General features: G+C 67.8%; 2 protein-coding genes. Both read left to right on the forward strand.

All coding sequences use genetic code 11. The features are described 5' to 3' along the window. Nucleotides 1–305, forward strand: a 305-nt coding sequence (locus tag E2C05_RS34425) for a hypothetical protein (RefSeq protein WP_205083176.1), incomplete at its 5' end; no start/stop codon positions are given. Between the two features lie 381 nt (nucleotides 306–686). Next, nucleotides 687–3,539 (forward strand): hybrid sensor histidine kinase/response regulator, encoded by a 2,853-nt coding sequence (locus E2C05_RS29865; protein WP_133223254.1) that lies wholly within the window; start codon nucleotides 687–689, stop codon nucleotides 3,537–3,539. The last annotated feature ends 12 nt before the right edge of the window (nucleotides 3,540–3,551 follow it).

Raw genomic sequence — 3,551 nt, forward strand, 5'->3', positions numbered from 1 at the left:
TGCCGCGGTGCGATACCATGCTGCCGGCGGATGCCGCGCATCACCTCGCGGACCACTGGGTGGCGGGTGTCGAGCTAATGCCCAGCCAGGCGGTGCGCGGTGGAGATCGCCGCCAGCCGCCGCTTTACGGCGCTGACCCGCAGGCTGTCGGTCTTGGCCGTCAGATAGGCGCCAATGGTCTCCGGCTGAGCGGGGAGGGAATCCAGGCCATGCGCAGCGGTCCAGGCGGCGAAGCAGTCCAAGTCGCCCTGGTAGGCCTTGCAAAGCTGGTGGGCGAGAGCCCCGCCGGACTGGTCGGGCTGTAGCGCCCAAATACAGCCGAAGCGGCTCGGCCTAGAACGGGCCTGCGAATACGGTCTTTCGGACTGCCAAGCTGCATGTGAACTCACCGGCCCTGACTCGGCTGCTACGACGGGACACAACCCGAATTTCCGTGCGCCATGGCTTGCACACCGAAGTGTGGGGGTGCAGCACACGGGCGGGTGACCAGCACCAGACGCTGAACGACTTCACCGGCGGCGTCCGCGGTCGGACCAACTTCCCCGACGTGCTTGTGTGATCGCCGGCGCTTATTGAAGCGTCGCCGGATTGCAATCAAGTTTGCCCCGTACCGGACCGCTACGGCTGGAGACGCCGATAACACCCATGTCCAGGGCTTATCACCATACACTGCTGCGCTGCGGTCCGTGGATCGGCACATCGGGGTCATGGTGGGAACAGCCAGAGGTGCAGCGGTGAGCACCAAGCCAGTATCATCTTGGCACGACCTCGCCAGCGAAGCGCTTTTCCAGGCGCTTGGCGATAACGCTTACGAACTGGATCGGGAGTTCCACTTCGTCACCTTCAATGCGGGCTGCGCCGCTTATTACGGCACACCAACCGAGGCCGCACTGGGCCGCCCGATCTGGGACGTGATGCAGGGCTCCCGCGGCAGTTGGCTAGAGGTCTTCCTGCGGGAGGCGATGGTCACCCGCCGGCCAGCGCGCGTCGAGCGTCACGGCGTGGTCCGGCCCGACCGCTGGGTCGAGGTCACCGCTTTTCCTACCAGCCGCGGCCTTGGCGTCGCCTTTCGCGATCGCACCACCGAGCACCAAGCCGTCGAGGCTCTACGCGAGAGCGAGGCACGGCTGCGCTTGGCGCAGCAGGCTGGTGGGGTAGGTACCTGGGAGTGGGACGTAGCCACCGGTGCGCTTCGCTGGTCGGAGGAGTGTCATCGGATCCATGGCACCGACCCAAGCCGCCCTGCGACGGTTGAGGCTTGGCGAGGGGGCATCCATCCGGAAGACCAGCCGCGCGTGCAGGCGGAACTCGCGGCGCTGCTGGCTTCCATGCGGACTGGTTGGGAGGTGGAGTTCCGCTACCGGCGGCAATCGGACGGGACGGTGCGGTGGATCGTCGGTCGTGGCGAGGTGGTCCGCGATGCAGGGGGGCGGCCTCTGCGCATGCTCGGTGTGTCGCTCGACGTCACCGAGCGCCGTGCTGTGCAGGCACGGCTGCGCCTTGCCCTGGAGGCAGGGCGGATGGCGGTGTTCGAACTCGACGTCGCCAAGGACGAGGTCATTGGCTCACCCGAGCTGAACCAGCTGTTCGGCTTTCCCCCACATGCAGAACCAACCCGCGAGGAGCGCCGGGCGCGCTATCTTCCGGGCGAGCGCGAGCGGTTGCTGCGGAGCGGGCGGGAGGCGTTGGCCCTAGGCGAGCGGTTCTTTGAGGCAGAGTTTCGCTGCGCTTGGCCAGACGGTTCCGTGCGCTGGCTCCTGTTGCGGGCCGAGATGGCTTCCGGTGCAGACGGGCGCGTCACTCGCGTCCTCGGCGTACTGGTCGACGTGACCGATCGAAAGGCTGCTGAGGCGGCCCTGGGCGAGAGCGACGAGCGGCTGCGGCTGGCCACCGAAGCGGCCGAGGTCGGCTTTTGGGACCTCGACCCTGTGGCGGGCACGCTGGTCTGGTCGCCACGGGTCTACGCCATCTTTGGCATCACGCCCGTGACGCCGGTCGGCCGCGCGGATTTGCTGGGAGCGCTGCACCCAGAAGACCGCGCCGTGGTTCAGGCTGCCTATGCCGCTGCCGTCGACCCTGCCCAGCGCGCGCTCTACGCTGTCGAGTACCGCGTCCTCGGCAAGGAGGACGGGACGGTGCGCTGGGTCGCTTCGACGGGCCGCGGGCTTTTCGACAAGGCTGGGCGCTGCATTCGCCTGATCGGTACCGCCATCGACGTGACCGCGCGCAAGCAGGCAGAAGCAGTGCTTGCCCAACGCGAGGCGGAACTGCGCAGGCTGAACGAAACACTCGAGCACCGGGTCGTTGAGGCGGTGGCGGCACGCGAAGAGGCACAGGCGCGACTGGCCCATGCGCAGCGGATGGAGGCGCTGGGTCAGCTCGCAGGCGGCATCGCGCACGACTTCAATAACGTGCTGCAGGCAGTCCAGGGCGGTGCCCGGCTGATCGAGGCCGCGCCCGGCGAGGCGCCGCGGGTGCTCCGGCTGGCACGCATGGTGGCCGATGCCGCGAAGCGAGGCGCAACGGTAACTCGCCGTCTGCTGGCGTTTTCCCGCCGAGCCGAGCTCCGCGCGGAGCCGACCGACGTGGCGGATTTGCTGACGGCGATTCAGGAAGTGCTCGCGCACACACTGGGGGCGGGCATCCGGATTGAACTGGCGATCGAGCCACGACTGCCGCCACTGTTCGCCGACAAGGGCCAGCTCGAGACGGTGCTGGTGAACCTCGCCGCGAATGCACGCGATGCCATGGCGGGACAGGGCGTGATCACCCTCGTAGCCGCGGCAGCGCTCTACGCCGGCGATGAGCCGGAACGCCCGTCGCGGCTCGGACCCGGGGCGTATGTGCGCCTTTGCGTGCGCGATACTGGTGAAGGAATGACGCCGGAGGTGCTGGCGCGAGCGTCAGAACCCTTCTTCACGACGAAGCCGGAGGGCAAGGGCACTGGTCTCGGCCTTGCTATGGCGCGCGGCTTCGCCGAGCAGTCCGGCGGGGCTCTGCATATGGAGAGTGCGCCTGGCCGTGGCACCACCGTGTCGCTCTGGCTGCCTGTCGCCGATGCAGAAATTCCAGTCACAGCGCCCGCCGGCGCACCGCTGGCTGGTGAACGGATCGCTCGGGTTCTGCTGGTGGATGACGAGGCAGTGGTGCGCGACATCACGGCGGAAGGCCTTCGGATGGCGGGCTATGTCGTGCGGCCGGCGGCGAACGCGGCGGAGGTACTCGCACTTCTCGACGCCGGTGAGGCGGTGGACATTCTTGTGTCCGACCTGTCCATGCCGGGGATCGACGGATTGGCGCTTGTTCGCGAAGTGCAGCGCCGGCGGCCCGGGCTGCCGGCCATTCTCCTCACCGGTTTCGTCACGGACGCCGCCGAGTTGGCGATGGGCGGCGCATTGAGTGGCGCCTTCTCGCTGCTGCGCAAGCCGGTTGAACCAGCATTTTTGGCCGAGCGGGTGGCGGTGCTGCTGGAGGGTCGAGAGGCAGAGGACTGGCGTCGGGCCGGCATCGGCGTGGGGAAGAACTCTGATCGTCGCTAAACTCTTGTATCA

The organism is Paracraurococcus ruber, assembly GCF_004353985.1.
GTDB classification, from domain to species: Bacteria; Pseudomonadota; Alphaproteobacteria; order Acetobacterales; family Acetobacteraceae; genus Paracraurococcus; species Paracraurococcus ruber.